22 protein-coding genes are annotated in these 24,755 nt (G+C 64.9%); 8 read left to right on the top strand and 14 right to left on the bottom strand.

The window, feature by feature from the left end; translation table 11 throughout:
* The first annotated feature begins 102 nt into the window (after window positions 1–102).
* Window positions 103–1,602, top strand: coding sequence for an MFS transporter (locus tag AC1RDJ_RS16320; protein ID WP_493028090.1), 1,500 nt, complete (start codon window positions 103–105; stop codon window positions 1,600–1,602).
* On the opposite strand, the gene AC1RDJ_RS16315 is transcribed toward AC1RDJ_RS16320, so the two are convergent.
* The 3 genes from AC1RDJ_RS16315 to AC1RDJ_RS16305 form a co-directional block, all read right to left on the bottom strand.
* Window positions 1,584–2,120 (bottom strand): CPBP family glutamic-type intramembrane protease, encoded by a 537-nt coding sequence (locus tag AC1RDJ_RS16315; RefSeq protein WP_071323721.1) that lies wholly within the window; start codon window positions 2,118–2,120, stop codon window positions 1,584–1,586. The genes AC1RDJ_RS16320 and AC1RDJ_RS16315 overlap by 19 nt on opposite strands.
* 81 nt (window positions 2,121–2,201) lie before the next feature.
* The gene (locus AC1RDJ_RS16310) at window positions 2,202–3,782 is read right to left on the bottom strand and encodes a methyl-accepting chemotaxis protein (RefSeq protein WP_071323722.1); all 1,581 of its coding nucleotides are present in this window, start codon (window positions 3,780–3,782) and stop codon (window positions 2,202–2,204) included.
* Window positions 3,783–4,049: 267 nt separating this feature from the next.
* Complete coding sequence (locus tag AC1RDJ_RS16305; protein ID WP_071323723.1) at window positions 4,050–4,484, bottom strand: hotdog fold thioesterase; 435 nt, start codon at window positions 4,482–4,484, stop codon at window positions 4,050–4,052.
* Between the two features lie 141 nt (window positions 4,485–4,625).
* Here AC1RDJ_RS16305 and lpxO point away from each other — a divergent pair, with 141 nt between their 5' ends.
* From lpxO to fdx, 5 genes are all read left to right on the top strand, one after another.
* The gene (gene lpxO, locus AC1RDJ_RS16300; protein ID WP_046685160.1) at window positions 4,626–5,525 is read left to right on the top strand and encodes a lipid A hydroxylase LpxO; all 900 of its coding nucleotides are present in this window, start codon (window positions 4,626–4,628) and stop codon (window positions 5,523–5,525) included.
* 129 nt (window positions 5,526–5,654) lie between these two features.
* Window positions 5,655–6,050: a DUF6331 family protein gene (locus tag AC1RDJ_RS16295; RefSeq protein WP_493028088.1), complete on the top strand. Its 396-nt coding sequence runs from the start codon at window positions 5,655–5,657 to the stop codon at window positions 6,048–6,050.
* 69 nt (window positions 6,051–6,119) lie between these two features.
* Window positions 6,120–6,752 (top strand): carbonic anhydrase, encoded by a 633-nt coding sequence (locus AC1RDJ_RS16290; protein WP_099664103.1) that lies wholly within the window; start codon window positions 6,120–6,122, stop codon window positions 6,750–6,752.
* On the top strand, window positions 6,749–6,940 hold the full coding sequence (locus AC1RDJ_RS16285) for a hypothetical protein (protein ID WP_198043925.1): 192 nt from the start codon (window positions 6,749–6,751) through the stop codon (window positions 6,938–6,940). Before AC1RDJ_RS16290 ends, AC1RDJ_RS16285 begins: the two co-directional genes overlap by 4 nt.
* Before the next feature lie 76 nt (window positions 6,941–7,016).
* A complete protein-coding gene (gene fdx / locus AC1RDJ_RS16280; protein WP_071323727.1) occupies window positions 7,017–7,349 on the top strand; it encodes an ISC system 2Fe-2S type ferredoxin in 333 nt (110 codons plus the stop codon).
* Between the two features lie 50 nt (window positions 7,350–7,399).
* Here the strand turns inward: fdx and AC1RDJ_RS16275 are convergent, their stop codons facing one another.
* The gene (locus tag AC1RDJ_RS16275; RefSeq protein ID WP_493028087.1) at window positions 7,400–9,442 is read right to left on the bottom strand and encodes a M13 family metallopeptidase; all 2,043 of its coding nucleotides are present in this window, start codon (window positions 9,440–9,442) and stop codon (window positions 7,400–7,402) included.
* Window positions 9,443–9,653: 211 nt separating this feature from the next.
* On the opposite strand from AC1RDJ_RS16275, the gene AC1RDJ_RS16270 reads away from it, so the two are divergent.
* Window positions 9,654–9,875, top strand: coding sequence for a DUF7661 family protein (locus AC1RDJ_RS16270; protein WP_071323729.1), 222 nt, complete (start codon window positions 9,654–9,656; stop codon window positions 9,873–9,875).
* 55 nt (window positions 9,876–9,930) lie between these two features.
* Here the strand turns inward: AC1RDJ_RS16270 and AC1RDJ_RS16265 are convergent, their stop codons facing one another.
* The 6 genes from AC1RDJ_RS16265 to AC1RDJ_RS16240 form a co-directional block, all read right to left on the bottom strand.
* A complete protein-coding gene (locus AC1RDJ_RS16265) occupies window positions 9,931–10,500 on the bottom strand; it encodes a DUF1439 domain-containing protein (protein ID WP_493028086.1) in 570 nt (189 codons plus the stop codon).
* A 204-nt stretch (window positions 10,501–10,704) separates the two neighbouring features.
* Window positions 10,705–11,652, bottom strand: coding sequence for a hypothetical protein (locus AC1RDJ_RS16260; protein ID WP_493028085.1), 948 nt, complete (start codon window positions 11,650–11,652; stop codon window positions 10,705–10,707).
* 45 nt (window positions 11,653–11,697) lie between these two features.
* Window positions 11,698–12,141 carry a hemerythrin domain-containing protein gene (locus AC1RDJ_RS16255; protein ID WP_071323732.1) on the bottom strand — a complete coding sequence of 148 codons (444 nt, stop codon included), beginning with the start codon at window positions 12,139–12,141 and terminating at the stop codon, window positions 11,698–11,700.
* Window positions 12,142–12,245: 104 nt separating this feature from the next.
* Window positions 12,246–13,601 carry a PEP-CTERM-box response regulator transcription factor gene (prsR, locus tag AC1RDJ_RS16250; protein ID WP_071323733.1) on the bottom strand — a complete coding sequence of 452 codons (1,356 nt, stop codon included), beginning with the start codon at window positions 13,599–13,601 and terminating at the stop codon, window positions 12,246–12,248.
* A gap of 15 nt (window positions 13,602–13,616) precedes the next feature.
* On the bottom strand, window positions 13,617–15,668 hold the full coding sequence (prsK, locus tag AC1RDJ_RS16245) for an XrtA/PEP-CTERM system histidine kinase PrsK (RefSeq protein WP_493028084.1): 2,052 nt from the start codon (window positions 15,666–15,668) through the stop codon (window positions 13,617–13,619).
* Window positions 15,665–17,053, bottom strand: a complete 1,389-nt coding sequence (locus tag AC1RDJ_RS16240) for a TIGR03013 family XrtA/PEP-CTERM system glycosyltransferase (protein WP_071326468.1) — start codon at window positions 17,051–17,053, stop codon at window positions 15,665–15,667. Before AC1RDJ_RS16240 ends, prsK begins: the two co-directional genes overlap by 4 nt.
* 229 nt (window positions 17,054–17,282) lie before the next feature.
* On the opposite strand from AC1RDJ_RS16240, the gene nadB reads away from it, so the two are divergent.
* Window positions 17,283–18,896 carry an L-aspartate oxidase gene (gene nadB, locus AC1RDJ_RS16235; RefSeq protein ID WP_071323735.1) on the top strand — a complete coding sequence of 538 codons (1,614 nt, stop codon included), beginning with the start codon at window positions 17,283–17,285 and terminating at the stop codon, window positions 18,894–18,896.
* 35 nt (window positions 18,897–18,931) lie between these two features.
* Here nadB and AC1RDJ_RS16230 read toward each other — a convergent pair whose 3' ends face one another.
* From AC1RDJ_RS16230 to AC1RDJ_RS16215, 4 genes are read right to left on the bottom strand one after another with little or no spacing between them, the layout of a single operon-like run.
* A complete protein-coding gene (locus AC1RDJ_RS16230) occupies window positions 18,932–20,320 on the bottom strand; it encodes a toxin-antitoxin system YwqK family antitoxin (RefSeq protein ID WP_493028083.1) in 1,389 nt (462 codons plus the stop codon).
* Entirely contained in the window at window positions 20,302–21,651 is a 1,350-nt protein-coding gene (locus AC1RDJ_RS16225) for a toxin-antitoxin system YwqK family antitoxin (RefSeq protein ID WP_493028082.1), read from the bottom strand. The genes AC1RDJ_RS16230 and AC1RDJ_RS16225 overlap by 19 nt, the downstream gene beginning before the upstream one ends.
* A gap of 9 nt (window positions 21,652–21,660) precedes the next feature.
* Complete coding sequence (locus AC1RDJ_RS16220) at window positions 21,661–24,000, bottom strand: hypothetical protein (protein WP_493028081.1); 2,340 nt, start codon at window positions 23,998–24,000, stop codon at window positions 21,661–21,663.
* Window positions 23,997–24,755 carry a PP2C family serine/threonine-protein phosphatase gene (locus tag AC1RDJ_RS16215; RefSeq protein ID WP_493028080.1) on the bottom strand — a complete coding sequence of 253 codons (759 nt, stop codon included), beginning with the start codon at window positions 24,753–24,755 and terminating at the stop codon, window positions 23,997–23,999. The genes AC1RDJ_RS16220 and AC1RDJ_RS16215 overlap by 4 nt, the downstream gene beginning before the upstream one ends.

Here is a 24,755-nt window from a genome sequence, read left to right as displayed (position 1 = left end):
TTATTGAAGACAAATTTGTCCAATATGCTCGTCAGTTTAGCCTGTTTTTCTTTAATCGGCGGCACGCCATACTCGTCCCTCCTTCTTTTCGAGTTGCTGTCCATGCCCTCTTCTTCCAAGCTGATGCTGACCCTGCAAGTGCTGGCCGCCTGCCTGACGGGCTTGCTCATCCCCCTGTGTTTCACGGGCCCGGCCGTCGTGCTGCCCGCGCTCAGCGCCGAATTGCACGGCAGCGCCCCGGCCCTGAACTGGGTCATCAACGCGTATATCCTCAGTTATGGCAGCGCCATGATGGTGGCCGGCAGCCTGACGGACGTGCTGGGGCGCCGGCGCGTATGGCTCAGCGGACTGGCGCTGTTCTGCGTGGCGACCCTGGCCATCGCCTGGGCGCCCACGGTGGCGTGGATCGCCGTGCTGCGCGGCGTGCAGGGACTCGGCGGCGCGGCCGCGTTTGCCGCCGCCATGTCCTCGCTGGCGCCCCTGTTCCGCGGTGCCGCGCGCAACCGCGTGATGAGCTTGCTGGGCACGACTTTCGGCCTGGGCCTCGCGTTCGGCCCGCTGGCGGCCGGCGCCATGCTGGAGCTGGCCCGCTGGCCCGCCATCTTTTACGCGACGGCCTTGCTGGGCGCCATCGGCGCGCTGCTGGTGGCGGCCAGCGTGCCGGCCGATGCGCCGCAGGCCGGTGGCCGCCTGGACTGGCCAGGCGCCATCAGTTTCAGCGCCGCGCTGGCCTTGCTGACGGTGGGCACGCTGCTGGCGCCCGAACATGGCTGGCGCAGCGCGGCCGTGCTGCTGCCGCTGGCCCTGGCCGCGCTGCTGTTCTGGAGCTTCATCGTGATCGAAGGCAAGGCGCGGCAAGCGATGCTGGACTTGCAGCTGTTCCGCCAGCGCCGCTTTGTCGGCGTGCAAGTGCTGGCCGCCTCGCCCGCCTTTTTGTTCATCGTGCTCATCGTCATGCTGCCGGGGCGTTTCATCGGCATCGATGGCGTCTCGGCGCTGGCGGCGGGCCGCCTGATGATCGCGCTGGCCGCGCCGCTGCTGGTCGTGCCCGTGCTGGCGGCGCTGCTGTTGCGCTGGTTCAAGGCCGGCACCCTGTGCGCGGCGGGCTTGCTGCTGGTGGCCGTCGCGCTGGCCTGGCTGGCGCAGGTGCTGGGCACCGGCAGCGGCGCGGCGCTGGCCTGGCCATTGCTGCTGGTCGGCATCGGCATCGGCTTGCCGTGGGGCTTGATGGATGGCATGGCCCTGAGCGCGGTGGAAACGCAGCGGGCCGGCATGGCGACCGGCATCTTCAACACGGTGCGCATCAGCGCCGACGGCGTGGCGCTGGCCGTGGCCGGCGCCGTGCTGGCCGGCCTGATCGTGGCGGCACTGGCGCGCCAGTTGCCGGCCGGGCTGCCCTTGCTGGCGGCCGCCAGCCGCGCCGCGCTGGGCGACCTGCAGCAGGCGGCGCAACTGTTGCCTGGGCACCAAGCCTTGCTGCGGGCCAGCTATGACGACGCCTTCCGCCACCTGCTGCGGCTGTTGGCTGGCCTGGCCGTGGCCCTGGCCGCGCTGCTGCTGTATTTGTTCAGGAAGGAAGCGGCTCAGGCGTCGAGGCCGTAAAACACGGCGACGAGGATGGCGATGTTATTGCAGGCGCGCGAAAAGGCCGTCGTCGTGTAGGCGGCGGCCACGCCCGGGGCGCGGTAGCGCAGGTAGACAAAGCTGAACATGGCGCCCGAACCCAGCGCGACGATGGCGTGCAGCAAGCCGCCGCTGATGTAGTGCACGACGCCCCACAGGATGGCGCCGGCAGCGATGCTCAGCTGGCGGCTGGCGCCCAGGCGCCTGAGGATTTCCAGCGGCAGCAGCTGGCCGAGGAAGGTTTCCAGGATGGGCGAATAGATGACCACCCAGAACACCAGCAGGGGCAGCGACATTTCGCGCTTGAACTTGGCCAGGCCCGTGTGCGCGCCCCAGTATTCGGGCGGCAGCAGCCATTTGGTGAGGAACAGGATGGCAAAGCACAGCACGCACGTCAGCAAGCCCCAGCCGAGGCCGGCCAAGGCCTGGTGCAGCACGGGCGGCGCCGGCGGGTCGTCATCCGGGCTGGAAACATCGTGGCTGCTGTGCACTTGCATGGGATGTCCTGGCGGTGATCCAGCTCTCATTGTAGCGCGGAATATGGCGCTTGGCGCGCCGCGCCACTGCACGGCGGGACGTCAGGCGGTCAGGCGCAAGGGGCCGTTGGCCGCCTTGGCCAGCTTGAAGATGCCCACTTCCTGCTCCAGCTGCGCCGCCTGCTGCTGCAATTCCTGCGCGGCGGCGGCCGCCTGTTCCACCAGAGCCGCGTTTTGCTGGGTCACCCTGTCCATGTCGACGATGGCGCGGTTGACCTGCTCGATGCCGGCGCCCTGCTCCTGCGTGGCGTGGCTGATCTCGGCCATGATGCCGCTGACCCTGCCGATGCCGGCCACCACCTCGTGCATGGTGGCGCCCGCCTGCTCGACGAGCAGGGTGCCCGTGCCCACCTTGCTGACGGAATCGTCGATCAGCACCTTGATTTCGCGCGCCGCGGCGCTCGAGCGTTGCGCCAGGTTGCGCACCTCGGTGGCGACGACGGCGAAGCCGCGCCCCTGCTCGCCCGCGCGCGCCGCTTCCACGGCCGCGTTCAGCGCCAGGATATTCGTCTGGAAGGCGATGCTGTCAATGACGCCGATGATGTCGACGATCTTGTTCGACGAGGCATTGATCAGGCCCATCGTGTGCACCACTTCGGCCACGGCCTTGCCGCCCTGTTCCGACACGGTGGAGGCGTCGCGCGCCAGGCGGTTCGCCTGCTGCGCATTGTCCGCATTCTGGCGCACGGTGGAAATCAGTTCTTCCATCGACGACGCCACTTCTTCCAGCGAACCGGCCTGCTGCTCCGTGCGCTGCGACAGGTCGCGGTTGCCCGAGGCGATCTCGGTCGAGGCCGTGGCGATGCTTTCCGTGCCGTGGCGCACCTTGCCGACGATGGCGGCCAGGTTGTCGCGCATGGTCTTGATCGCAAACAGCAGGCTGCTGTCGTCGCCGTGGCGCGTGTGCACGTCGATGGCCAGCTCGCCCAGGGCGATGCGCCCGGCGATGGCGGCCGCATACGCCGGTTCGCCGCCCAGCTGGCGCAGCAGGCCGCGCGTGATGACGGTGGCCACCGCGATGCAGATGAGCACGCTGAGCGCGGCCAGCACGCCGATCCAGCGCAGCGACTGGCCATAGATGGCGCGCGCGGCCGCGCTGGCCTGCTCCGATTCGCGCTGCACGCTTTTCAGGACGGCATCGATGTCGGCCACGATCTGGCGCCGCAGGGGGCTGCACTCCTCGACGAGGAAGGTGCCGTACTGCTCCATCTGCCCCGCCGCGCGGAACTTGCGCGGACGCTGCAGTTCCTGCGCCATGGTTTTCAAGCCGGCGCTGACTTTCTCGAACTGCGCATCGCCGGCGAATTTCGGCGCCAGCGTGGCCAGCGCTTCCAGGTACAGCGCCTTCTGGCTGTCGAGGATGGCCAGCTCTTTCTCGGCGGCCGCCTGGTCGTGGAAGATATACGCGTTGCGCGCCGCCAGGCCCGTCTGGTCGAGCGCTTCGCGCGCCACGTACAGCGGTTCGAGTTTTTCTTGCTGGACTCTTTCCTGCGCGTCCATGGCGTCGGCGATGGCGCCGATGCGCAGCAGCGCGAAGGCGGCCAGCACCAGCATCAGGATGACCAGCGCGGCAAAGCCCGCGCTCAGGCGTGCGCCTATCGTCAAGCGATTGAATGACTTCATTGTTGTGAATGCCCTGTTAAAAGTTGAATGTTGCCGGTTCCGCTAGAACCGGTAATGCCTGTTCGCCGTCGTGTTGCCTTTCCTGCATGGCGCAGGATGGGTATCTAACTGGCGTTTTTTGGGCAGTCAGCTTCTATTTCGGGCAATGTGTATGCACGCGGGCAAACCCGCGCGGCACATAAGCGCACTGAATTATAAGCGAACAGCGTTATTTATAATTCCACGCGTTCACTCTTAGTGCCTTGACGCATGTCAATAACGACAATATCAGCCCGCGCCAGGGGCGTCGATGACGGCCATGGTGATGCGCGAGATGCAGCACAGTTTGCCGTCATCGTCGACGATGCGGATTTCCCAGACCTGGCTCGTGCGCCCCCGGTGGATGGGCGTGGCGCGCCCCGTCACCTGGCCGCCGCGCACGCCGCGCACGTGGTTGGCGTTGATTTCCTGTCCCACGCTCACCTGCCGGCGCCCGTCGAGGCAGGCATTCGCGGCCATGCTGCCCAGGGTTTCGGCCAGCAGCACGGAAGCGCCGCCATGCAGCAGCTTGAACGGCTGCATGGTGCGGTGGTCGACGGGCATGGTCGCCTCGATCCAGTCGGGGCCGAAGGCCGTGAAGACGATGCCCAGGTGGCGCATGGCCGTGCCTTCGCTGGCCGCGTTGAGGGAGGCCAGGTCGAGCGCTGCGTGCCAGATTTCCATTGTTATTCCTTCAGTGATGAAATGAAGCTATTGTAGGGCAGCGACGGCGCGCGCGCCGCTTCATGATTCCTTCACCTGGTGCGGGGTGACGATGTCATTAACTGGTTATAATTGCCCCATTCTTAAAAAACGAGGTTGTGTATGAAGTGGGCCTTGCTGGGCATTTTTGTGTTTTCCGTTTTACATATTCATTTTCGTGGCAAGGTGCGCCTGCCGTTCCGCCGCCAGATCTTCGATCACTCCTCGTTCATGGCGCCGCTGAACCTGTTCATGCACACCTTTTCCAAGGTGCCGGCCACGCCATACCTGTCCGTCGAGCAATTTCCGGAACTGGCGCCGCTGCAGCAGAACTGGCAAATCATCCGCGATGAAGCGCTGCGCATGCAGGAAATGAAAAAGATCAAGGCGGCCGAAAAGAACAACGACGTGGGCTTCAACTCCTTCTTCAAGTATGGCTGGAAGCGCTTCTACCTGAAATGGTATGACGCCAACCACCCGTCGGCGCAGCAGATGTGTCCGCAAACCTATGCGCTGCTGCAATCGATCCCCTCGATCAAGGCCGCCATGTTCGCGGAACTGCCGCAAGGCGGCAAGCTCAATCCGCACCGCGACCCGTTCGCCGGCTCGCTGCGCTACCACCTGGGCTTGCAGACGCCGAACGACGACCGCTGCTTCATCGACGTCGATGGCGAACGCCACAGCTGGCGCGACGGCCAGGCCGTGATGTTCGATGAAACGTATATCCACTGGGCCCGCAACGATGCCGACAGCGACCGCATCATCCTGTTCTGCGACATCGAACGCCCGATGCGCTACCGCTGGGCGCAAGGCCTGAACCGCTGGCTGGGCCGCACCCTGATGACGGCCGCCGCCTCGCCCAACGAACTGGGCGACCAGGTCGGCGGCGTCAGCAAGCTGTTCCAGATTTCCTGGACCATGGGCCAGTACCGCCGCCGCTTCAAGGCGTGGAACAAGACGGCTTACCAGGTCACCCGCGTGGCGCTGGTCGTGGGCATCATCGCGCTGATTTACTTTATCTAGTTGCGGCATGGCTGCTTTGATCAAAACCGCCTTCGGGCGGTTTTTTTATTGTGCCTCGCTATCGCCGCCCCATGCGTTACAGTGCCGTGCACCTATCCGGAATCAGCACCTTGAAAGCGAGACTAGAAAATGACCGAACGCGACCGCCAGTATGATCTCCAGATCGACGATGATGAATGGATCGAACACATCAGTATCGAAGCACGCTATGGCCAGGCCGTGGACATCGATGCCCACCTCGCGGGGCTGGGGCCGCTGATCGACCGCCTGGAAAGCCATTGCGTGGCCGGCTGCTGCGGTTTCGACGCCTTCGATTTCACGCGCGACGCCATCGACGCGGCGCTGCCCGGGCTCGAGCGCGCGCCATTGCTGGCAGCGTGCGCGTCGGCCAGGAACGCCGTGGCAGCCATCGCCAGCGGCGTCGTCCTGAGCAACAGAATGAACAACGCGTGCGACAGCCGCGTCTTCCTGCGCCTGCTTGAGCATATCGAAAGCCGCATCGCCGGCCATGCAAGCCCGGTTTGACGGCGGCGCCTGCATCGGCGCCGGCAAATCGGCGATAATATCGGCTTACACCACTTTCCCCTTCTATTTATGCGCGACATCATTGCCGGATTTTTACGATTCCAGAAGGAAGTCTTTCCCGAACGCCGAGAGTTGTTCAAGACACTGGCAACGGGACAGACGCCGAAGGCATTGTTCATTTCCTGCTCCGACAGCAGGATGGTGCCCGAGCTGGTGACGCAGCGGGAACCGGGCGAACTGTTCGTGATCCGCAACGCGGGCAACATCGTGCCCTCGTTCGGCCCCGAACCGGGAGGCGTGAGCGCGTCCGTCGAATTTGCCGTGGCGGCCCTGAACGTGACCGACATCGTCATTTGCGGCCATTCCGACTGTGGCGCCATGAAAGCCATCGCCACCTGCACCTGCCTCGATCACATGCCGGCCGTCAAGAACTGGCTGCGGCACTCGGATGCGGCGCGCATGATCAATGAATCCATCGAGCATGCAACGGAACAGGACCGCATCGATGGCATGGTGCGCGCCAATGTGGTCGCGCAGCTCAATAACATCCGCACCCATCCCTCGGTGGCCCTGGGCATCACGCAAAAGCGCCTGACCCTGCATGGCTGGGTGTATGACATCGAAAACGGTTCGCTGGACGCGCTCGACGAATCTACGGGCCAGTTCGTCCCGCTGGCGGAACACCCGGCATCGAAGCTGTGACGACCTGCGACGAATGCGGCAGCGCCTACCGTGGCGCAGCCTCGGCCATGGCCAGCCTGTGTCCCGCCTGCGCGCATGCGCTGTATGGCTATCCGCGGTGCGAGCACGAGTTCGAGGCGGGCCACTGCCGGAAATGCCTGTGGGATGGCAAAACCAGCGATTTCGTACGCAAGCTGGCGTCGCGCTGATCAGAAAGGGGCTTGACCTTGCCGGTGCGGGAAGGTCCAAGGTGACGGTATTCAAGCGACTCAAGGAGAATCCCGTATGCCCAGAATCACCGTCCTGCCCCATCCCGAGCTGGCTCCCGACGGCGCCGTCTTCGACGCGCCCGAGAAGATGAGCATTTGCGATGCATTGCTATTGAACAAAATTGACATGGAACATGCCTGCGGACAGGTCGGCGCCTGTTCCACCTGCCACGTGGTCGTGGTGCAGGGTTTCGACTCGCTCAATGCACTGGGCGACAACGAGGAAGACATGCTCGACCAGGCCTGGGGCTTGCAGCCCCACTCGCGCCTGTCCTGCCAGGCGCGCCTGAACCAGGAAGACCTGACGGTGGAGCTGCCCAGGTACACGCTGAACCACGCCAAGGAATAATCCCCGGCGTGGCTGTTGCCAGCCAGGGCATGCCTGGCCGCCCTACTTCCTTACCACATGATCACGCGCTGCTCGGGCGGCAGATACATCGGGTCGCCCGGCTTGATGTCGAACGCCTCGTAGAAGCCGGGCTGGTTCTTCACCGTGCCCTTGGCGCGGAATTCGCCCGGCGAATGGGGGTCGCTCTTGATCTGGGCGATCGCCGCCTCCGGGCGCAGCTTGGCGCGCCACTTCTGCGCAAAGCCGATGTACAGGCGCTGTTCGCCCGTCAAGCCATCGAGCACGGGCGACGGCTTGCCGCCGAGCGAACGCTGGTAGGCCTTGTAGGTGATCGACAGGCCGGAATTGTCGCCGATGTTCTCGCCCAGGGTCAGCTCGCCGTTGATGTGGTAGCCCGGCACGGGGCTGTAGGCGCCATATTGCTTGACGAGGCCGGCGGCCAGCGCCTTGAAGGCGGCACGGTCCTCTGCCGTCCACCAGTTGCGCAAACGGCCCCTGGCGTCGTACTGGCTGCCCGAATCGTCGAAGGCATGGCTGATCTCATGGCCAAACGTGATGCCCAGCAAGCCGTAATTGACAGCATCTTCCGCTTTCACATTGAAGAATGGCGGCTGCAGGATGGCGGCCGGGATCGTGATGGCGTTGAGCGACGGGCTGTAGCTGGCGTTGACGGTTTGCGGCGTCATCGACCATTCGTCGCGGTCGACCGGCTTGCCCAGCTTGTCAACGTTTTGCTGGCGGCTCCACGCGCGCGACGCGCGCACGTTGGCGATCAGGTCATTCGGCTGCGTCCGCATGGCGCTGTAATCGCGCCATTTATCGGGATAGGCGATCTTCGGCTTCAGGGCGGCCAGCTTGAGCTGGGCTTCCTTCTTGGTTTCCGGACCCATCCAGTCGAGCTGCTCGATGCCATCCTTGAACGAGGCGACGAAATTGTCGAACATGGCCATCACGCGGGGCCGGGTTTCCGGCGGCAGATACATCTCCACATAGCGCTTGCCGATGGCGTCGCTGATGGCGCCATCCGTGAAACGCAGCGCCAGCTGCCACTGCGGTTCGCTTTGCGGCACGCCGCGCAGCACCGTGCCTTCGAAGCCGAAGCGTTCCTTGACGCTGGCGCTATCCAGGTAGGAGGCATAGCTTTCGATGATGCGCCAGTTGAAATAGCTCTTCCAGGCTTCCAGCGGCACGGCGGCCACCGTCTCGGAAAAACCTGTGATGAAGCTGGGCTGGCGCACCACGGCCGAGCTTTCCTTTTTCGCCAGGCCGGCGGCCGCAAAGTAGGCGTTCCAGTCGAAGGCCGGCGCCAGCGCCGCGAATTTGTCGAAACCGACGCGGTTGTACGATTTCACGGGGTCGCGCATCTGCACGCGCGTCCACTGCACGGCCGCCAGGCGCGTCTCGATGTCGAGGATCTGGCCCGCATGGGCGGCGGCGGCCTTGTCGCCGCTCATGGCCAGCATGGCTTCGATATGCTTCAGGTATTTCTCGCGCACGGCCTTGAGCTTGGCGTCGTCGTCCTTCAGGTAATAGTCGCGGTCAGGCAAGCCCAGGCCCGACTGGCTGATATTGATCGTGTATTGCTCGGGATCCTGCGCATCGGGCGCAACATAGGCCGAGAACGGCGTGGCGATGCCATTGCCTTGCAGGTAGGCAAACAGCGCCGGCAAGTCCTGCTTGTCCTTGAGCGCGGCGACGCGGGCCAGTTCGGCCTTCAAGGGCTTGAAGCCGGCCGCATTGCGCGCCTTGTCGTTCATGAAACTCGTGTACAGGTCGGCGATCTTGTGCGCATCGCTGCCGGGCTTGCCGGGGTGCTTCAAGGTGTCGGCGATCAGGCCGCGCAGCTGGCCTTGCGCGATTTCGCGCAATTCGATATACGTGCCCCAGACGGATTTGTCGGCCGGGATTTCCGTATTGCGCGTCCACACGCCATTGACGTAGCCGTAGAAATCATCTTTCGGGCTGACGGCCGGGTCCAGGGTTTTCAGGTCGATGCCGGAAACTGGCGCGGCGGCGCCCTGCTGGGCGTACAGCGAGGGCGAAGATAAGGCGAACAAGGCGCAGCAGGCGGCGCTGATAAGCGAACGTTTCACGAAGATTCCTTTAATAATTATGGTCTGACTTCATCTTGCGTCGCATGCTGTCTCCAGGCATGCGACGCAAGATTATAGTCCGCCCATCGCCAAGGCAACAGCCCCCGCTCAGGAATCGCCGTGCCGGGGCGCTACGCCATGCTTTGTATAATCAGCACAGCCGGTGCCAGGCAAGCGGGCGGCAATCCATTCAATAACTGGGAGTATTTTCATGCAGGAATGTCGATTCAATGTGTTTGGCACGCTGATTGCCGTCAGGGGGAGTCCGGGCGCCTGGCGCGCATGCTATCTCGGCGCGGAAGGCAAGCGCCGGCCCGCCGATTTCATTATTCCCGATGATATCCAGGCCGATGCGCTGGGCGAATATCTGGCCGACCTGTTCCACGAGGATGCGACGCCGCGCAATAACACGACAACCCGGCTGTTTCCCTGACTCCCGCGCCTGACGCAGAGCCTGCCCTGGCGCCGCCGGCACGTCTTCCCGCGCCCTATTTCACCGGCTCGAACGTCACCGTCAGCCCGTTGCCCGTGGTCCTGATCTGCGTCGGCACGAATTGCACGCCTGCATAGCGCAGCTCGTCCGGCTTGAAGGTGTAGATCGGCGTTTCATGCATGAGCTGGTCGGCTACCAGGCTGGCCACCTTGGCGAACTGGCGCTGCTGCGACGCATCCATGCCATCGATATTCACCGTATCCACGCTCGCTTCGCTCAGGTAGACGGCGTTGCGCTGGGCGTCGAGCACGAGGCGGCCCGACATGGCCAGCTTGCCGCGCCAGGTCTGGCGGATGAAGGGCGGCATCACGCTGGCGTCCACGCTGAGGGCCACTCTGTCGCGTTCGGGCTGCAGCGACAGCTGCGGCTGCGTCAGCTTGACGTCCAGCACGGACAGCACGCGCTTGTCGATGGGAAAGCGGCGCTCCAGCCCTTGCTGCATCTTGCTGAGCGACACGTTCACGTCGCGCGGGCCGATCAGGGTGGAGCATGAGGCCAGCACGGTGCAGGCAAGGGCGGCGATGGCGGCGGTTTTCAGCAAGGGACGGATGGCGGTCGCATTCATGGAGAGTCTCGGTGGAAGAATCGCGCCATCTTACACATGGACCCGCTTCAACACAAACGGCGCCCGGCTTGCGGCGGGCGCCGTTACTTGCGTCAACTTCTTAATGCACGAACAGGGCGATCAGGATGACGATGGGCAGTGGAATACCGAGCAACAGCAGCAGGATGGAACGCATGGCAGACTCCTTTATAGATATGTGGGGGTTCAGATGGTGACGTGGCGCAGCACGCGCTCATGGTCGCGCTGGCGGCCGCCGAAGGTTGCCGCCAGGCTCGCAACGAAGGCGCCCAGCAACAGGGCCACGAACATCCACAGGGCCGTATGGGCACCGGCCTTGCGCGCCGTGTCGGCCGCTTGCTGCGCGGCAGCCTTGGCATCGGCGGCGGCCTTGGCGGCGCGGCCGTAGACGGCGTCGACGCGCGCTTCCGCTTCGGCCTGGGTCAGGCCCGTGCGTTTGGCGACGAGCTGGCCCAGGTAGGCGCGGTCATCGGCGGCCAGGCTGCCCGTGGACAGGCCGGTGGCGAAGATCTTGCCGATTTCCACGCGCTGGTCGGCGATGGTGACGCCCGCATCGGCCACCGGTGCGGCGGGCATGCCCGCCGTGCCATTGGCGGCGGCCGGCGCCGGCGTGGCGCGCAGCAGCATGTCCGAGAAGTAATCGAGCGGATTGGCGCCGCCGCCCTCGCCCGCCTTGCCACCCGCCGCCCCGGCGCCCGCGGCTGCTGCCGGGGCCACAGCCGCGGCCACGCCGCTGCCCGCGTCGATGGCGCCGCTCAGCACGGCGCGCGTGCCGCCGGCCAGCACGGCCACCGTGACCAGGGTTGCCACGGCCCAGGCCAGCAAGCCATGCGCCGTGTCGCGGAAATGCACCTCATCCGTGTGGATCGAACTCCATTTCACGCGCAGCCGGCCCGCCATGTAGCCGCCGATGCCGGATGCGGCCAGTTGCATGAAGGCCAGCCAGGCGATGGTCGACACGCCGATGGCCGTCGCGTTGAACGACCATGGCGACACGGACGACAGGCCCAGGCCCACGCCGAGGATCAGCAGGATGAAGGACAAGGCGGCCGCCGCGGCCGCGCCCGCCAGTACGGCGCCCCAGGAAACGCCCGGTTGGTTGATGTCCGAGACGGACAGTTGCGTAGCTTGCATGAAGTTCTCCCTTGGTCAGTTGTTGTCAGTTGTTGTATGAGGCGGTCAGGCGGCGGCGCCCGTCAGCTGTAGCTTGCGCGCGGCCATTTCCTCGCCCAGCGCATCGAGGTCGACGCCCGTATGGCGCACCTTGGGGAACATGTCGCCCTCTTCTTCCTTGACGTGGTGTTCGATCTGCTCGGACAGGACCTTGACCTTGGCGTCGTACAGGTCGTCGGCCGGGTCCATCGCTTCGATCTGCGCGATCAGTTCCTTGGCGCTCGCGTGCTCGACGACGGCTTCATCCATCAAGTCGCCATCGTGGATGGGCCGGCGCACGGCAGGATAGAAGATTTCCTCTTCCAGCTGCGTGTGCACGGTCAATTCCTGGCAGATCTGGTCGGCCAGCTTTTTCTTGGTGGCAAAGGAGCGGTCGCTCAAGCCTTCATATTGGGCAAACAGGGCCTTGACGGCCTTGTGGTCCTTCATCAATAAACTGATCGCGTTCATGGCGCCTCCTCGTTGTGGATGAGGCTAGGATGCGCCGAGGCGGCGCCAGCGTATGTGCGACGCCATACACAATCTTGATATTTAATCCATATCAATACAGCGGCCTACCTGATGCCGTGGTGCCCCATCAAGTCATACAGGGTGGGCCGGCTCACGCCCAGCAGTTCGGCCGCCTTGGCGATATTGCCGTCGGCGCGGGCCAGCGCGCGCACCATCACCTTGTATTCGGCCGCTTCGCGGGCCTGGCGCAGGTTGATGGCGTCGTCCACGGGCGCGGCCTGGGCGCTGGCTGGCAAGCCCAGGTCGTCGGCCGCGATCTGCGGCCCGTCGCTCATGATGACGGCGCGCTTGATGCAATTCTCCACCTCGCGCACATTGCCGGGCCAGCCATACGCTTCGATCAGCTGCAGCGCGCCGGCGCTGAAATGCAGGTTGCTGCGGCCTTCGCTGGCGCAAAATTTATTCTTGAAATGGTGGGCCAGCAAGGCCGCATCGCCGGCCCGCTCGCGCAGGGGCGGGATGCGCAGCACGATTTCGCTGAGCCGGTAAAACAGGTCTTCGCGGAAACGCCCCTGCTCGGCCAGCACCTTCAGATCCTGGTGCGTGGCGCAGACGATGCGCACGTCGACAGCGATCTCGCCCCGTCCGCCCACGCGCTCGATGACCCGTTCCTGCAAAAAACGCAGCAGCTTCGCCTGCAGCGCCATCGGCATGTCGCCTATCTCGTCGAGAAAGAAGGTGCCGCCGTGGGCCAGTTCGATCTTGCCCAGGGTTTGCCGCGCCGCGCCCGTAAACGCACCCCGTTCATAGCCGAACAGCTCGCTTTCCAGCAGGTTTTCGGGGATGGCCGCGCAATTGATGGCGACGAAGCGCTGCGCGTGGCGGCTGGACAGCGCGTGCAAGCCGCGCGCCACCAGTTCCTTGCCGCTGCCCGAGTCGCCCAGCAGCATCACGCTGGCCGACGAAGGCGCCACCTTTTCCACGCTGCGGCACAGTTTCAGCATGCCGGGATCGCGGCTGACGATGCCGGCCAATGGCGAGTCGGCCTGGGTTTGCAGCATGCGGCGGTTTTCCTGCTGCATCGCGTGCAGATAAAAGGCGCGGGCGATGACGAGGCCCAGCATGTCGGCGTCGAACGGCTTCTGGTGGAAATCGTAGGCGCCCAGGGCGATGGCTTTCAGCGCATGGGCGCGTTCCTGGTTGCCCGAGAGGACGATGACCTTCGTGTCCGGCGCCAGCGCGAGGATCAGCTGCAAGGTGGCCAGCCCTTCCGTGGCGCCGTCGGGGTCGGGCGGCAAGCCCAGGTCCATCGTCACGACGGCCGGCTGGTGGCGCCGCACCAGCGCCAGCGCCGCCTCGCGCTCGCCCGCCAGCAACACCTCGTAGGCATCGAAACTCCAGTGCAGCTGCTTTTGCAGGCCGGGGTCGTCTTCGATGACGAGTAATTTCTGCTTGGCCATGCTTGTCCTTTCCATTCACGCGGCATGCAGCGGCAGGATCACGCGAAACGTCGTGCCCACCTGCGGCGCGCTGCGCACTTCCAGGCTGCCGCCCACTTCGCGCAGGTATTCGCGGCTTTCGAACACGCCGATGCCCATGCCGGCCGTCTTCGTCGTGTCGAACGGCTTGAACAGGCGCTCGCGGATGAACTGTTCGCTCATGCCCTGCCCCGTATCGTCAAGCTCGACCACGGCCGTCTGGCGCTCGCGCAACAGGCGCACGGCCACCTGGCCATCGCTGGCCGTGGCCTCGATGGCGTTCTGAATCAGATGACCGAGCACCCGCTCGAGGCGCGCGCGGTTGGCCAGCACCGTCAGTTCGCCATCGACGATCTCCAGCCGCGGCGCGGGCGCCAGGCTGGCCTTGGCCGCCACGGCCTGGCGCAGCAAGCCGTCGAGGCGCAGCGGCGCCGGCGCTTCCGGCGTCTCGCCGCGCGCCAGCTTTTGCAGCAGGGTCTTCATTTTCTGCACGGAATGGTCCAGGGTGCCCAGCATGTCTTCCTGGAAGGCGGGATTGGCGCGGTGCTTTTCCGCATTGCTTAACAGCAAGGACAGCTGGAACACGAGGTTTTTCAGGTCATGCACGATGAAGGTCGACATGCGGTTGAACGATTCGAACTGGCGCGACACCATCAGCGAGTCGAGCGATTCGCGGTGCGCCAGGTAACTGGCGGCCTGGCTGCCGGCAATTTTCAGCACGTCGCGGATTTCCCAGTTCAAGCCGATGGCCGTGCGGGGCCGCGCCAGCGCCACGAAGGCGAACAGCTGGCCATGCAGGGTCAGCGGCACCAGCAGCCACACATTGGGCAAGGCCAGCAGCGCCGGCGGCAAGGCCAGGCCGGCGTACTGGCGCGGATTGCCCTGGCAGTCGGGCACGTCGATCACCCACTGGCGCGCCTCGAGGAACTGGCACAGGCTGCCCGCCGCCGGTTCGCTCCAGGCCGGCGGCGGCCAGTTCCAGCTGGCGGCCGGCGCGAACAGCCCTTGCTCGCGCAAGATCCACAGCGCGCCGGCCGGGCTTTCCACCAGCTGCGCCACGGCCTGGATGGCCCGCTCGCCCAGCGCCGGACCATCCTCGGACAGGGCACGCGTAAAACGCAGCCATTCCTCGCGGTAATCGAAGATGGCGTTATAAAAATGCTTGTTGATGCTGACCTTGAGCTTGGCGCGCAAGCTGCCCGAAAACAGCACGCCGGCCAGCAGCAGGCCTGCGCCGCCCAGGTAAGCCATCTGCATCAAGGAACCCCAGGTGCCGCCGAAATAGCGCAAATAATAGGCGCTGGCCGCCATCGCCAGCAGATAGATGGCCGAGCCGAGCAAGGCGGCCGAGCGGTACAGCATCTGGCGCGAGACGGACAGGCCCAGGGCCCAGCCCGGATTGCGCGCGGCGGATACGGCCAGCATCGGTGCGCACAGGGCGTCGACGATGCCGCGCGCGGCCCAGATATCGTCGTTAATCGTGCGGAACAGCAAGGCATCGCTGTACAGGTAGAAATCGTAGGCAAACAGGCCGCCCACGCCCAGACAGGCGAACTTGATGCCCCAGCGCTTGAGCGGCGGCGTATTGCGGTACCACTGTTCCACCAGCAGCATGCCCAGCACGGCCAGCAACAGGCGGCTGACGCTGGCGATGATGCGCGCCGGCAAAGGCAACGCCAGCCACGACGAGGCCAGCGCGGACAGCGCGGGCGCCAGCGCCGTGAGGACGACGCCGGCCAGCACGAGGCGCAGGCGGGGACGCGACGGCTCGACCAGCAACAGCACGAACACCAGCCAGGCCAGGGTGCGCAGCATTTCCAGCGCATCGCCGGCCAGCACAATGCGGTGTCCCAGCAGCACCAGCACCACCGTGCCCGTCGCCCACGCGCCCGTGGCCAGGCAGGCGACGAGCAAGGCGCGCACGTTCTGCCGCGCGCGCCAGTTGCTGATGAGCAGCAAGGCCAGCGCGAAGAAGGCCAGCGACGCCAATCCATGGCTGAGCGCTGCCGCATCGGCCGCCGCCAGCCACGCCGACTGTTCCCGCATCATCGGCCGCCCTTGCCAAACAGCACCACCTGCACCGTGTCGAGCAGGATCAGCAGGTCGAGGAACAGGCTATTGTTTTTGACGTAATACAGGTCGTATTGCAGCTTTTTCACGGCATCGTCGACGGAGGCGCCATATTGGTAGCGCACCTGCGCCAGGCCCGTGATGCCGGGCTTGATACTGTGGCGAATGTTGTAATACGGAACCTGTTCCTTGAGCTGCTCGACGAAGTAGGCGCGCTCGGGACGCGGTCCCACGAAGCTCATCTCGCCGCGAAACACATTGAGCACCTGCGGCAGCTCGTCGATGCGCAGCTTGCGGATGAACTGGCCCACGCGCGTGACGCGGGCATCGTTGGCCAGCGCCCAGAGGGGCGTCCCGTCGCGCTCGGCGTCGCTGCGCATGCTGCGAAATTTCAGCACATGGAAGGGCAAGCCGTCGCGCCCCACCCTTTCCTGCTGGTAAAACACGGGGCCGCCGTCCTCCAGGCGGATGCAGGCGGCCGTCACCAGCATCACGGGCAGCGCGGCCAGGCAGATGACGCTGCTGGCGGCCAGGTCGAACAAACGCTTCGAGGCGGCGCGGAAAAAGCTCTGGTCGAAGCCGCCGCCATAGATCAGATAGCTGGGCTGCAAGGAATCGATGCGGATCTGGCACGCTTCGCGCTCGAAAAACGTGGCCGCGTCGATCACTTTCACGCCGCCCAGCGCGCATTCGAGCAATTGCTTGCCGGGAAACGCGCCATTGCGCCGGTCGCTGACGGAGACGACGATCTCGTGCGCGTCATGACGCTGCGCCATGGCCAGCAGCGACGGTCCGGATGGCAGCAGCGCCGAGGCCGGCACGCAGCATTGCTCACCGGCCACATCAATGCATCCCACCACCGTGAACTGGTGGAAACCGATCTTACTGGCCGCCAACTCCATGCATTCGCGCGCCAGCGCCCCGCCACCCACCAGGATCAGCCGGCCTTCCATCAGCGCCGATTGCGAGGACTTGAACACGACCAGGCGCGCCAGCAGCACGCCGATGGCCCCCAAGCCGAAGATCAGCACGCCGCCGCGCCCGAAATGCAGTGCGGGGATGAAGCGCACCAGCAGGCTGAGCACGGCAAAACCCAGCGCGAACGAGGGCAGGATGCGCAATAAAGTGTTGCGGATGTCGTCGCGCGAGCGGTGCTGGTACATGCCCAGGGTGCTCATGCTCAGGACGATGACCAGCGCGAAGATCGACGACGACAGGTACACCTCGCCCAGCCTTACCAGGCGGCTGCCATCCGCCAGCCACAGCAGGGACGTCAGGGTGGCCGACAGCAGCAGGATCAGGATTTCCAGCAACAGCAGGATGAATGCCGTTTTTGACACGTAATGGCTGAAGATGCGGATCATGTGGTCCCCCCTGCGGCAAGAAGCGGCCCGGACCGGCAAGCCATGCATGCGGCCATGCGCGCGGCGGTCCGATACCCGTCTTCTCATCATGGCGGACTGTTCCGCGCAAGCATTGATGCGCCACAAGCTACGGCTGCGGCTATCTTTCGCTTGCAGAATTTATCTCAACACATTACCGAATGGGGGGAAATGGAATATAGTATGCTTCCCCTAAAAAAAGATAAATGTCATGAAATTTGATGTAGCGATTGTCGGCAGTGGCCTGGCGGGTTTATCGGTTGCACTGCATTTAGCTGAGACGCGCACCGTCGCGATCATTTCCAAACGCGCGCTGCTCGACGGCGCCAGCAACTGGGCGCAAGGGGGCATCGCGGCCGTGCTGGACTCGGGCGACAGCCACCAGCAGCACATCGAAGACACCCTGATCGCCGGTGGCGGCCTGTGCGACGAGAGCGCCACGCGCTACATCGTCGAACACGGCCGCGAAGCGATCGAGTGGCTGATCGAGCAAGGCGTGCCGTTCACGCGCGACGCCACGGCCGAACTGGGCTTCCACCTGACCCGCGAAGGCGGACACAGCCAGCGTCGCATCATCCACGCGGCCGACGCCACCGGCCACGCCGTGCAAGTGACCCTGGAAGAAAAGGTGCGCGCCCACCCGAACATCACCTTGTTCGAACACCATTGCGCGATCGACCTCATCACCTCCGACAAGCTGGGCATGAAACCCACCCAGCGCAACGCCCAGCCCCATTGCCACGGCCTCTACGTGCAGGATGAGCAAACGGGCAAGGTCCTGACCTTTGCCGCCGAGCACACCGTGCTGGCCACGGGCGGCGCCGGCAAGGTGTATTTATATACAACGAATCCCGACACGGCCAGCGGCGACGGCATCGCCATGGCCTGGCGCGCCGGCTGCCGCGTGTCGAACATGGAATTCATCCAGTTCCACCCGACTTGCCTGTACCACCCGTACGCCAAGTCCTTCCTGATCACCGAAGCCATCCGTGGCGAAGGCGGCTTGCTGAAGCTGCCGCCTGAAGCGGGCGCGGCGGCCGGCCAGCGCTTCATGCTGGCCCACGACGAGCGGGCCGAACTGGCGCCGCGCGACGTGGTGGCGCGCGCCATCGACTTCGAGATCAAGAAGCGCGGCCTCGATTACGTACACCTGGACATCAGCCACAAGCCGGCCGAATTCCTCATCGAACACTTCCCGACCATTTACGCGCGCTGCCTGGAACTGGGCATCGACATCACCAAGCAGCCGATTCCCATCGTGCCGGCAGCCCACTACACGTGCGGCGGCGTCGTCACGGACCTGTCCGGCCGCGCCGACCTGCCGGGTCTGTATGCCGTGGGCGAGACGGCGTGCACGGGCTTGCATGGCGCAAACCGCCTGGCGTCGAATTCCTTGCTGGAATGCATCGTCATCGGTCGTGCCTGCGCGCAAGATATCGAAAGCAAGGAAAAGCTGGGCACGCCTTACCTGCCCGACTGGGATGAAAGCCGCGTCACCGACGCGGACGAGGAAGTGGTGATTTCCCACAATTGGGACGAGCTGCGCCGCTTCATGTGGAATTACGTGGGCATCGTGCGCACGACGAAGCGCCTGGAACGGGCCCAGCACCGCATCGCCCTGCTGAAAGAGGAAATCGACGAGTACTACCGCAACTTCCGCATCACGCACGATTTGCTGGAGCTGCGCAATCTCGTCGACGTGGCTTCGATGATCGTCAACAGCGCCCTGTCGCGCCGCGAAAGCCGCGGCCTGCACTTCAGCCGCGATTATCCGGAAACCTTACCCAAGGCGATTGCCAGCGTGCTGACGCCGCCGCACCGGTAAATGCAGGGGAATGCGTGCCGACCGCGCGCATTCCCTCACTCTTGCGGCTGCTCAGGCTGCTCCGGCATTACCACCTCAATCCCATCTTCCGTGTAGGAAAACTTGGCGGACTCGCCCGTGCATTCCCCCTGCGGCTCGTCGGCCACATAGCGGCATTCGCTTTCCACGCTGCCATCTGCGCGCCAGTGACGGGTCCAGCCCTGGCGCTCGCCATCGACATATTCGATCAGCTGCTTCGGCTTGCCATTTGCATGCCACGAGCGCAATGCGCCCTCCTCGCGTCCGCCGGCGTTCCACTGCTTCTGCACGAGCAACACGCCCTGGGGGCTGAACAGTTGTTTACTGCGCAACACGTAGTGACCGCTGTGCGTGTGCCTGCTGGCCACCTTGCCGTCCGGATAATACTCAACGCTCTCGCCCGCCGGCTTGCCATCGACATAACTGCCCGTGCTGCGCACCTTGCCATCGGGGAAATAATCTGTGCTTGGCCCCGTGATGATGCCGTTGACATACTGCCTGCGGCTTTCCACCTTGCCATCGGGATAAAGCAGCAGCAGTTCGCCATCCGTCTGGCCCTTGAGCTGCGTCATGCGCGTGCGCAGTTTGCCATCCTGGTCGAACGTTTCCACCAGGCCATCGGCGCGGGCGCCGTTGCGGTAGGTGCGCGATTCGATCAGCTTGCCGCTCTGGTGGTAAGCCTGTTCCTCCCCCTCCTGCACGCCATTGCGCCACGTGGTACGCATGGATATCTTGCCATCCGGATAATAGCGGGTCTGGATACCCTCCTGCACGCCGCGCCCGTCCTGCTCCACCTGCATTTCCAGCTGGCCATGCGGGTAATACATGCTGTAGTTGCCCACCAGCTTGCCGCCCAGGTAATCGGGGGCGTTGACCTGGCCCGTCAGCCGCTTCGGCTCGCCTTCGCGCACGTGATAGATCTCGACTTGCCAGGTGCCGGGCGTCTTGCCTGGCGGCAGCGGCACGACCAGTGCGTAGCGCGCATGTTCCATGGCCTCGCCGCGCGACAGGTTGTGGTTCAGATAGAGACGGGCCTTGCCATCGGCACAGTGCGCATCGCAGCCGCGCAGCATGTGGATGACGGGGATGGCATCGGCGCCCGTCCGGTCGGGTGCCGGACAGGCACGCAGGCGTACCAGCAGCGGGTTTCTGTCGCGTATCATGTTGGCCAGCTCGACCTTCATGACAGCATACTGTTCCTCGCTCAGTCCGATCGACGCGGCATCCATGCGCAGCTGCCGGCCGCCGCAGCCCGTGTCGTCGTCCACGGTCAGCACGTCGCCACCAATGTTGCCGGGCGCGGCCTTGAGCGCCGTGATCACTTGCCGTTGCACGATCTCGGCCTGGGCCAGCGCCGGCAACAGCAGCATGACGCCAACAAGGTAATTTAATTTAAGGCGCGCCATGCCTGCTCCTTTCGCACGATTTCCGGGGATGGCGACGCTTCGCCGCAACCGTCCTGCGCCTTGCCGGCCACATACCGGCATTCGCTGTGCAACGTGCCATCCTCGCGCCAGCTGCGGCTCCAGCCGTCGCGCCGGTCATTCACGTAATCGATGGATTGCTCGGGCTTGCCATTCTCGTACCACGAGCGCGATGTGCCCTGCTCGCGCAGCTGCGCATCCCATTGCCGTTCCAGCACCAGCACGCCCTGGGGGCTGTAGCGCTGGACGCTGAGCAGCCCGCCCTTGTCGCCATACTGCTGGCGGCTTTGCACCTTGCCGTCCGGATAGAACTCCAGCGCCTCGCCCACAGGTAAATCGTTGACCTGCGTCATCCTGGCGTGCACGGCGCCATCGGGATAATAATTCGTGCTCACGCCATTGAACTTGCCCTGCCGCATTTCCGCGCGGCTGGAAATTTTCCCATCCGGGAAGTATGTGAGCATCTCGCCTTCCATCTTGCCGTCACGCAAAGCGTAGCTGCTGCTCAGCTTGCCATTTTCATCGAAGATTTGCACGGGCCCGTCGAGCTGCTTGCCGTCGCGGTAGCGGCTCGTCTCGCTCAGCTTGCCCGTCGCGTGATAACGCTGGTGCTCGCCTTCCGGCAAGCCATGGCGCCAGTTGCCGCGCAGCTCCAGGGTGCCATCAGGAAAGTACTTGCTGCCGATACCGTCTTGCTGGCCTTTGGCATCCTGCGCCACCTGCTTCTCGATCTTGCCATTCGGGTAATACGTGACATAGCCGCCCACCAGCTCGCCCTGCGCATAGTCGGCGCGGTTGACCTGGCCCGACAGGCGCAGCTTGTGGCCGGCCACGCTGACAATCTCCACCTTCCACGTGCCTGGGAGTTTGCCTTTCGGCAAAGGCAACAGCAGCACGTTGGCGGCCTTTTCCTGCTCGATGGGGAAGAAGTTCTCGTGCAAATACAGGCGCGCGCGGCCATCGGCGCAGGCGGCTGGCGTGCAGGCGGCGATCTCCCGCACGATGGGCACGCTCGCATCCTCCGGGCATTTTTTCACGGTCACGAGCATGGGCTTCCTGTCGCGGATGCGCCGGGCCAGCTCGGCTTTCAGCGCTGCGTACGGCGCCTCGTCCAGGTTCACCGAGCGGGCATCCATGCGTATCTGCTTGCCGCCACAGGCCGTCGTACCCGCAATGGTGTACACATCGCCGCCTTCGCCATCAGGCTCGCTGGCCATGCTGGTCACCATCAGGCGCTGCATGATGTCCGCCTGCGCCATGCCTGGGTACAGCAAGGAAGCGCCAAGCACAGCGCATATCGTCTTGATTTTCATGGTATTCCTCTAATGTTCCGCCGTGACGGCGACACCGTCCGGCACGAAGCTGACCCGGCCATCGCGGTAACGCACCAGTACCACCACCTTGGCGTCCAGCAATTGGCCGTGCTGCACGGCAGGCAGATAGGTCCAGCGTTTCACGCTATCGAGCAGCACCTTGTTGAGCATGGGTTCCATCGGCAATTCCGCCGCCGCGTACGTCAGGCTGCCGTCGGCGGCAATGGTCAGGGTCAAACGGTTTTCGCCCGTCGCGTGCTGCTTGTCGAGCACGCCATAGTCGACCGTCGTCATCGTCTCGCGCTGCACGCCGCCGACCTGGTCCCGCAGGGGCGGCATGGCCTGGAGCTTTTGCGCCAGCAGCACGCCCTCGGCCAGCGTCTTGTCCCAGCGCTTCTGGTAGGCGCCCGGTTGCGCCAGGCGCAACACCCTGGCGGTCAGGTCCATGCGCTGCATCGTGCGCGCGACGCCATTGTCGGCCGGCTCGCCCGGGTCCGCCGGCAAGGCGTTCTGCACGGCATAACGGTAAGCCGTCAGCCGCGCCAGCGCCACCAGATTGACGGCATCGCGCTCGTCGCCACCGCGCAGCTGTGCAGCAGCCGCGATGCCCAGCCAGGCCGTGCCATCGGTCGGGCGCGCCCACACGGCTTGCTCGAAGTACTGGCGCGCCGCCTGCGGTTCGTTCAGGCTCAGGTGCATGCGGCCCATGGCCGCCGCCACCAGATGGTCGCGCGGGTTGGCTTGCAGCAGATCAAGATAACTGGCGACCAGCGCCGGCTCATAGCCGGGCACCCAGCCCAGGCCTTCCAGCAACGAGGCGCGCAGCTGCGCCTGCGTGCGGTCGCCACCGTAGCCGGACTGCTTTTCTTCGCCGGCACGGTACAGCAGTTGCAAGCCCCGCGTGACGGCATCGTCGTCGCCCTTGCTGATCGCTTGCGACAGGCTGCGCACGGCCTTGCGCGCGTCGGACGGCTGGAAACCGGCCGTCCTGCGCGGACGCCAGGAAAATACTTCCAGGCCTGCCGCCTGGTCGGCTTGCGCCTGCAGGCTGGCCTTGTCCTTCACTGCATCGGGCGACGAAGTCCAGGCCGTGAAGCCGATCAGGAACAGCACGATCAGCAGCACCACCACGGCCCAGCCCTTGCCGCTGATGCCGCCGCCAGTGTTGGCCGCCACGGGGATGGCGGCCGGGGCCTGCCCCGGCGCCGTGCGGCGCGCGCTGCGTTGCAGCGGCAACGATTGCTGTTGCCGTTGCAACTGTTGCGCCTGCACGGATGCCTGCGCGGCCGCAGCGATGACTTTCTCGCGCGCGCAGGCTGCGCAGCCATGGCCCGCAAAATGCTGGTGTTCGGGATTCGCGGCGCAGACGACGAGCTTGCCGCCGCTGCGCTGCGCATAGCCGCGCAGCAACTGCGCCCAGTCGGCCGCCGATGGCCGCTGCGGTTTCGGTGACGGGGAAAAGGCGCGGTCGAACATGGCCCGCAACTCGGGCGGCATCAGCGCGTGGCCGCTGGTGGCGTTGGGTGCCAGCTGCTTGTGGCGCTTGACGCCATACGCATAGCAGCCGTCGCGGATGCGGCCGGGAATGTCGCTGGCTACTTGCGCATTGCCGGGCCGCCCGCTGTACGGGTGGATGCCAAAGTTCAGCAGCTGGAAGATGACGACGGCCAGGGCAAAGCGGTCTTGCGCCATTTCCGTGCCCGCCGGCATGCCCTTGCGCTGGAACTCGGGCGCCAGGTAGTCAGCCGTGAATTGCTCGGCAGGAAAGCGCTCGGCATGGCCCTGGATGCTGAAACCATCGCAGTCGAGCATGGCGATGTACAGGGAATCGCGGTAAAAGCGCAGGTTCACGGGTTTCAGGTCGACCACGTAATGCTGCTGCTGGTGCAGCGCGTCGATCACGGCGGCCAGGTTGGCGGCCAGGGTCAGCTTGGGACCGAGTCCCGTCGGCAGGCCGGCCGCGCGCGCCTGGCGCTCCTGCATGACCTGTTCCAGCTCGGCCGTTTGCGTCATGTCCAGCAGGGGCATGACGAAGCCGGCAAAGCCGCCCTGGCCGTCGAACACGGCCGCCTGCGGCCAGGCGATCTGCACGTAGCGCTTGCCGTTTTCCAATTGGTCGGGCAGCTCGGGACTCAGCTCCAGCATCGCTTCGAGCTTGCGTCGGTTGGCGGCGCGGTCCAGGTGCGGATGGTAGAGCTTGGCGACCTGGGCGGGCGCATCGGGCAACAGGTAGACGCTGCCCGCGCCGCCGCTTTTAATTAGTTTGCCCAGGATCAAACTACGGACTTTGTCCAGCCAAATTTTCCCACCCGGACTCAGGCCCGGCGTCACGCCCTGTTTCCGGCTCATGTGCGCAAGGCCAGCAGCAAGGTCTTGTCGTCGCCCGTGATCTGGTGCGTGCGCGGGTCGGCCAGCGTGGCCGCCAGCGCCGCATTGCCTGATTCAACGCTGTCGACCGTGCGCAGATAGCCTTGCACGGCATCCATGAACGGCGCATACAGGGCCGCATTGTTCTTGCTCATGGCAAACGGCATGCAACCGTCGGACATCAGTACCACGCCGCGCACGGCTTGCGGAATCGCAAGCAGGCGCAGCTGTTCGCGCCAGCGCTCGCCGCTGAGAAAATAGGTTTCGTTCGCGTATTCGCCATTGGCCGGCAGCGAGATCAGTTCGCCGCCATTGTCCAGCTGCGCCACGCCCAGGCCATCGCCGAGGTGGAAAAAGAAACCGCTGTCCTTGCCCATGACCACGCCCACCACGGTGCTGGCGTAGTCGTCCAGCGTGGCGCCGGCGGCGCTGGCGATGTCGTCCAGCGCGGCGCGGATCTGCGCCAGGGTGCCGGCCAGCGCGCCGTCCTGTAAATCCTGCACGGTGGCGCCCTGCTCCAGCCGTCCGGCCAGCGCCTGCACGGTGTGCGCGGCAACAAACTGCGCGCCCTGCTGGCTCAAACGGGCCGAACCGGCGCCGTCGCAGACGATGGCGAGCAAGGTATCGTTGACCACGGCATGCGCATGCGCATCCTGGCAAGGTATGTCCTTGTCCAGGTGCGCCTTGCCCGTGACGGCGGCGCCGAACACGCGCCAATGCTTGTTTACTATCGTCAT

The organism is Janthinobacterium sp. GW822-FHT07H10 (assembly GCF_058798675.1).
The sequence above is the reverse complement of the archived record's forward strand: the minus strand, read 5'-3'. Positions and strand labels throughout refer to the sequence as shown.